We start from the raw sequence: 6,357 nt of genomic DNA on the forward strand, positions 1-6,357 counted from the left end.
CCACTATGAACGAATCAGGCAAACCGGCGCGCCTTGTGCTCGTCGACGATCATCCGCTCGTGCGCGACGGCCTGCGTGCGCGCCTGGAAGCCGTGCCGGGCCTCGAAGTCGCGGGCGAGGCGGGCAACGCCGACGAGGCCATCGGGCTCGCCGCCGCGCTCGAGCCCGATCTCGCGCTGATGGACGTGGGCATGGCCGGCATGAACGGCATCGCGCTCGCGGGCATCTTTCACGAGCGCTTTCCGGCGATCCGCGTGCTGATGCTCTCGATGCACGATAACGTCGAATATGTGGCGCAAGCGGTGCGCGCGGGGGCGAGCGGCTATGTGCTCAAGGATTCGCCGGCCACCGAGATCGTGCGCGCAATCGAAGCCGTGCTGGCGGGGCAAACGTATTTCAGTGCGGGACTGGGCGTGCGCATGCTGCAGGCATCGCTGAAGGAAACCCCCATCGAACGCCTCACGCCGCGCGAACTCGACATTCTCGACGCGCTCGCCGAGGGGCTGTCGAGCAAGCAGATTGCGCAGCGCGCCGGGCTATCGGTGCGCACGGTGGAGACGCACCGGCTCAATCTCAAGCGCAAGCTCGACATCGAAGGCCAGGCAGAACTGATCAAATTCGCGGTGGAGAACCGCAGAAAGCGGGAAGGCGCCTGAATGTAGCCTGAAGGCGCGCCTCCCGCGCAACGCGCGCCGCTTTAGCTGCGCGCGTTGTGATCGACGAGATACTTGATGAGCCCGTCGATGCCGCCCTTGGCGATCTGGTCGGCGAACTGGGTTTGATAGACCTGGATGAGCCACGCGCCCATCATGTTGATGTCGTAGATCTTCCAGCCGTTGGCGCTGCGTTCGAGACGATAGTCGATGGCGTCGTCGCCGCCGTTGCTGAGCACGTGCGACTGCACGACGGTGTCCTTCGCGCCCGCGCCCGTGTTGGACGGCACGAACTTGAAGGTGACCTGGGCGTCGCGCAGTTGCGAAAGCGACGATGCGTAGGTCTTCACGAGCAGGAGCTGGAATTGCTCATAGAGCTTTTGCTGCTGCTCGGGCGTGGCCGTGGTCCAGGCCTTGCCGATCGCGATGCGCGTGGTGCGCTGGAAGTCGGTGGCCGGCACAAAATGGGTCTCGACCACGCTAGTGATCTTGTTCATGTCGCCGCCACGCGCTTGCGGGTCGGCTTGCATCGCCTTCACGGTGCCTTCCACCGCGTTCTTGACGACGACATCCGGCGAGGACTGCGCGAGGGCGGCGCCAGAGACGCCCGACAGGAAAGCAGCGGCGAGAAATGCGGTCAGATAGCGTTTCATACGTGTTCTTGAGCGTTCTTGAACAGTGAATATCAGGTGCCGGCACGGCGGCCCGGAAAGCCCCGGTCAAAGGTTTGATCGACGTTTAACCGGCCTCTCAGGCCCGATCCCGCCCCGACCGACCCAGTATAACGGCTTTAGCGCACGGGCTCGCGTGCGCAAGGCGCGCCGGGATGTGCGGGGCCGGTATACTTGGGCGCTTCTCATCAAGAACAGTCAAACGACAAGGCCCCCTCGCCTTTATGCTGAAGCCATTCATCATCCACCTCGTCGCCTGGTCGGTGCGCCGCGCGGCGTGGGTCATCGCATTCGCGCTCGTTCTCGCCGCCGTGAGCGGCGTGTACGTCGTGAAGCATTTCAAGATCAACACGGACGTGAGCGGCCTCGTCGAGAACAAGGCCGAATGGGCCGCGCTCAGCGACGCGAAGGACAAGGCGTTCCCGCAGCGCGGCTCGTCGCTGCTCGTGGTGGTCGAGGCGCAGGCGCCCGAGCTCGCCGACGCCGCCGCCGACAAGCTCGCCGAAGCCCTCAAGCAGGATGCGCACGAATTCAGCGCCGTTTCGCAGCCCGCGGGCGGGCCGTTCTTCGAGCACAACGGGCTGCTGTTCCCGTCCACCCAGACCGTCCTCTCCACCACGGGCCAGCTCGTGCAGGCGCGCCCGCTCGTGAACCAGCTCGCGAAGGATCCCAGCCTCGCCGGGCTCGCCGGCACGCTCACGACCACGCTGCAATTGCCGCTCACGATCGGCCAGGTGAAGCTGCCGCAAATGGCGTCCCTGCTCGGCAGCGCCGCCGACGTGGTCGACCAGGTGCTCGCCGGCAAGCCCGCCGCGTTCTCGTGGCGCGCGCTCGTCGACAAGGATTCGGCCACGAAGCCGGCGTTTGCATTCGTTACCGTTCAGCCGGTGCTGAATTTCGCGGCGCTCAAGGCCGGCGCGAACGCCTCGCAGGCGATCCGCGACACCGCCGCGCGCCTGCATCTGGACACCGAATACGGCGCGCACGTGCGCCTGACCGGCGAGCAGCCGCTCGCCGACGAGGAGTTCGCCTCGGTGCAGGACGGCGCCGCGCTCAACGGCATCATCACGGCCATCGTCGTGCTCGTGATCCTGTGGCTCGCGCTGCGCTCGGGCCGCCTGATCGGCGCGGTGCTCGTCACGCTCGTGATCGGCCTCGCCATCACGGCGGCGCTCGGCCTCTTCATGATCGGTTCGCTCAACATGCTGTCAGTCGCCTTCATGGTGCTGTTCGTCGGGCTCGGGGTCGACTTCGGGGTGCAGTTCGGCGTGAAGTACCGCGAGCATCGTTTCGAGGACGAACGTCTGGACGTCGCGCTGCTCAAGACCGCGCGCACCATCGGCGTGCCGCTCACGCTCGCGGCCATTGCCGTCGCGGAAAGTTTCTTTTCGTTTCTGCCCACCGCCTACAAGGGCCTCTCCGAGCTCGGCCAGATCGCGGGCGTGGGCATGTTCGTCGCTTACGTCGCGAACATGACAGTGCTGCCGGCGCTCATCAAGGTGTTCAATCCCAAGGGCGAGCGCGCCTCGCCGGGCTTCCCGTTCCTCGCGCCCGTGGACACGTGGCTCGCCGAACATCGCAAGCCCGTGCTGATCGGCTCGCTCATCGTCATCCTGGGCGCGACGCCGCTGCTGCTGCATCTGCGCTTCGACTTCAATCCGCTGCATCTGAAGGACCCGCATACCGAGTCGATGGCCACGCTCATCGCGCTCAAGAACTCGCCGGTCATCTCGATCAACGATGTGAGCGTGCTCGCGCCCAATCTCGCGGAAGCGGACAAAATCGCCGCGAAGCTCGTGAAGCTGCCCGAGGTGAGCCGCGCCACCACGCTGAGCTCGCTGATCCCCGACGACCAGCAGCAAAAGCTCATGCTGATCTCGAGCGCCGCGCAGCAACTGCTGCCCGCGCTCACGCAGCAACAGTCCGCGCCCGTCACCGACGCCGTGCGCGTGGACACGCTCAAACGCACGGCGCGCCAGCTCGCGCTCGCGGTAGGCGATCACCCGGGACCGGGCGCCGCCGAGGCCAAGCACCTCTCGGACGGCCTCCTGAAGCTCGCGAACGCCGACGCCGTCACGCGCGATCGCGCCGAAGCCGCCTTCAGCCTGCCGCTCAAGCTCGCCTTCGCCCAGCTTGAGCGCCTGCTGCAGCCTTCGCCGATCACGCGAGAGAACCTGCCGCGCACAATGGTCGACGACTGGATCTCGCCGGTCACGGGCCAGGCGCTCGTGGATATCGCGCCGCGTGTGCCTACCGGCGTCGACTCCAACGACGACACCATGCTCGCGCGCTTCGCGCACGCGGTGAAGCAAGCCGAGCCGAGCGCGATCGGCGGCCCGATCTCGATCCTGCATTCGGCCAACGTGATCATCCTCGCGTTCTTCCAGGCCGCGGGCTGGTCAGTGCTGCTCATCACGGCGCTGCTGTGGATCACGCTGCGCAACTTCAGCGACGTGCTGCGCACGCTGATTCCGCTGCTGGTATCGGCGCTCGTGACGCTCGAGTTGTGCGTTGTGTTCGGCATCCAACTCAATTTCGCCAACATCATCGCGCTTCCCCTGATGCTGGGCGTGGGCGTCGCGTTCAAAATCTACTTTGTGATGGCGTGGCGCGCGGGGCAGACGGGCCTCCTGCAGTCGAGCCTCACACATGCGGTGCTGTTCTCGGCCGCCACGACGGCGACAGCATTCGGCAGCCTGTGGCTTTCGCATCATCCGGGCACCTCGAGCATGGGCAAGCTGCTCGCGCTGTCGCTGTTTTGCACGCTGATCGGCGCAGTGGTATTCCAGCCGGTGCTGATGGGCAAGCCGCGCGCGAAGCGCGCACGGTCGCAAATCCAGGGGATCGATCAATGAAGAAAAAAACAGCCGCGCTCACGATGGCGGCGGCGAGCCTGGCGCTGCTCCTGACGTCGGGCTGCGCCACGGGCCCCAACCGCAAGCCGGGAGACCCGTTCGAGCCCGCCAATCGCGCGATCTTCACGTTCAACGACAAGCTCGACACCTATATCGCGCAGCCGATCGCGAAGGGCTATCAGAAGGTGACGCCGAAGCCGGTGCGCCAGGCGATCACGAACTTCTTCTCGAACTTGGGCGACGCGAGCAACTTCGCCAATAACCTGCTGCAACTGAAGATCACCGACGCCACCGAAGACCTCATGCGTCTCGCGATCAATTCGACCTTCGGGCTGGGCGGCCTGATCGACTTCGCCACGCTCGCGGGGCTGCCGAAGCACCATCAGGACTTCGGCCTGACGCTAGGCCACTACGGCGTGCCGGCCGGGCCGTATCTCGTGCTGCCGCTGTTCGGGCCGAGCGACGTGCGCGACGGCATCGGCATGGGCGTGGACGTGAAGTTCAACATCATCAACTACTTTCAGCCCGCGGTGCGCAATCCGTTCTACCTCATGCAGTTCGTGAGCGCGCGCGCTGACCTGCTTGGCGCGACGGACCTGCTCAAGCAGGCCGCGCTCGACCCGTATTCGTTCGTGCGCGACGCGTACAGCCAGCAGCGCCAATCGCTGATTCGCGGCTCGCAGAACAATAATGCGGCGCCGCCGAATTACGGCGATCCGGATGCTGAGGGTGCTGAAGGCGCGGAAGGCGCTTCGGGTGCAGCCGGAGCCGCCGGTGCTGCGGGCGGATCGGCCAAGCCGGGCAACAACCTGCCGAATTACGAGGATCCGGGCGAGTCGGGCGGTTCGCCCGATGGCGCGGGTTCGGGCGCGAAGGGGGGATCGGGTGGATCCGGGGCTTCGAACAACGGGTTGCCGAACTACGAAGATCCGGGCGAGTCGACGGGCGCCGCCGGCGCGGCGGCTGCTGCCCCTGCACAATCGGCATCGGCGCCAGTGGCGGCATCGGCTGCAGCGCCTGCGCGGGCTGCTTCGGCGCCCTGAAACGCGCGGCATGTTTGCGACATTGCGACGCTTTCTCCGAGCTCCTGGCAATCAGATGCTAAAATTGATGTGAAACTGCATCAATTCAGGAGCTTGCTATGAGAACAACGGTCACGATTGACGACGCACTGTATGAACAGGCGCTCGAGCTTGCCGAACCCGGCATGGACAAGGCCGAACTGTTCCGCGAAGCGATACAGACTTTCGTGCGGGTCCAGGCTGCAAAGCGCCTTGCAGCGCTCGGGGGAGTGGCGCCTGATATGCAGGAGATTCCTCGACGCCGTAACGAACCGAGCGCAGGATGAGCGTCCTGATCGACACCTCAGTGTGGGTGGGCCACTTCCGGTGGCGTAATGAAACACTGGTCCGGCTTATCACGTCCGATCAGGCACTGACACACTCGCTGGTTCTCCTCGAACTCGCGTGCGGCACTCCTCCGGCACCCCGTTCCCGCACACTTCACGACATCGGCTTGCTACGTCGCGCGCAGCAAGCTACACCGTCGGAGGTCATGCAATTTATCGAAACTGAGCAGCTTTACGGTCGAGGCTGCGGCAGCGTCGACCTCACTTTGCTCGCCTCGGCTTTGATGACGCCGGGCGGAAGTCTTTGGACCCTCGATCATCGCCTCGAAAAACTGGCGCGCCGGTTCAACGTGGCGTTTCCGAAAGAGATGCACTGACAAGCCGATCCAAGCCCAGTACCCCATCGCCATTCGCGCCGGCAAGCGGCCGGATCAACCAGGGAAACCCGGGAAAAATGCGCCGGAGGCCGTCAGCACGCGCCGCGCGGCTGTGAGCGCCTTGCGCGCCGCGCCGGCGTCGGCGGCCACGCGCAGCAGGCCGCCCAGTTGCAGGGGATCGCGTGCGAGCTCGCGCAGAATCGGCAAAACGGCCGTGGAGCCATCGTCGCGCAAGCCGGCCATCGCGGCCTTCGGCAAGCTGCGCCACGCTGGATCGACCACCGCGCGGCAGACCGCGAACGGCAAGCCGCGTTCCGCGGCGGCTGCCGCCGCCAGATGTGATTCCATGTCGACGGCCAGCGCGCCGCCACTCGACCGATGCAGCGCCGCCTTGTCCGCCGCGCCGGTGAGCGGCGCGGCCACGGCGGCCTCCACGCCGCGCCGCGTGCGCGC

7 protein-coding genes are annotated in these 6,357 nt (G+C 65.9%); 5 read left to right on the top strand and 2 right to left on the bottom strand.

Translation table 11 applies throughout. The features are described 5' to 3' along the window. The first annotated feature begins 5 nt into the window (after positions 1-5). The gene (locus HV773_RS33475) at positions 6-656 is read left to right on the top strand and encodes a response regulator (RefSeq protein ID WP_175198127.1); all 651 of its coding nucleotides are present in this window, start codon (positions 6-8) and stop codon (positions 654-656) included. A 41-nt stretch (positions 657-697) separates the two neighbouring features. Here HV773_RS33475 and HV773_RS33480 read toward each other — a convergent pair whose 3' ends face one another. After that, positions 698-1,306 carry an MlaC/ttg2D family ABC transporter substrate-binding protein gene (locus HV773_RS33480; protein WP_175198128.1) on the bottom strand — a complete coding sequence of 203 codons (609 nt, stop codon included), beginning with the start codon at positions 1,304-1,306 and terminating at the stop codon, positions 698-700. 242 nt (positions 1,307-1,548) lie between these two features. Here HV773_RS33480 and hpnN point away from each other — a divergent pair, with 242 nt between their 5' ends. The 4 genes from hpnN (at position 1,549) to HV773_RS33500 (ending at position 5,904) form a co-directional block, all read left to right on the top strand. Further along, positions 1,549-4,179 carry a hopanoid transporter HpnN gene (gene hpnN / locus HV773_RS33485; protein ID WP_175198129.1) on the top strand — a complete coding sequence of 877 codons (2,631 nt, stop codon included), beginning with the start codon at positions 1,549-1,551 and terminating at the stop codon, positions 4,177-4,179. Further along, complete coding sequence (locus tag HV773_RS33490) at positions 4,176-5,222, top strand: MlaA family lipoprotein (RefSeq protein ID WP_175198130.1); 1,047 nt, start codon at positions 4,176-4,178, stop codon at positions 5,220-5,222. The genes hpnN and HV773_RS33490 overlap by 4 nt, the downstream gene beginning before the upstream one ends. Before the next feature lie 98 nt (positions 5,223-5,320). Then, positions 5,321-5,527: a type II toxin-antitoxin system VapB family antitoxin gene (locus tag HV773_RS33495; RefSeq protein ID WP_175198131.1), complete on the top strand. Its 207-nt coding sequence runs from the start codon at positions 5,321-5,323 to the stop codon at positions 5,525-5,527. Then, positions 5,524-5,904 carry a type II toxin-antitoxin system VapC family toxin gene (locus tag HV773_RS33500; RefSeq protein ID WP_175198132.1) on the top strand — a complete coding sequence of 127 codons (381 nt, stop codon included), beginning with the start codon at positions 5,524-5,526 and terminating at the stop codon, positions 5,902-5,904. Before HV773_RS33495 ends, HV773_RS33500 begins: the two co-directional genes overlap by 4 nt. Before the next feature lie 54 nt (positions 5,905-5,958). Here HV773_RS33500 and HV773_RS33505 read toward each other — a convergent pair. Next, on the bottom strand, positions 5,959-6,357 hold a 399-nt coding region (locus tag HV773_RS33505; protein WP_484555908.1), incomplete at its 5' end, for a phosphorylase family protein.

Origin of the sequence: Paraburkholderia caffeinitolerans (assembly GCF_902859945.1) — a bacterium.
In the GTDB taxonomy this organism is placed as follows: Bacteria; Pseudomonadota; Gammaproteobacteria; order Burkholderiales; family Burkholderiaceae; genus Paraburkholderia; species Paraburkholderia caffeinitolerans.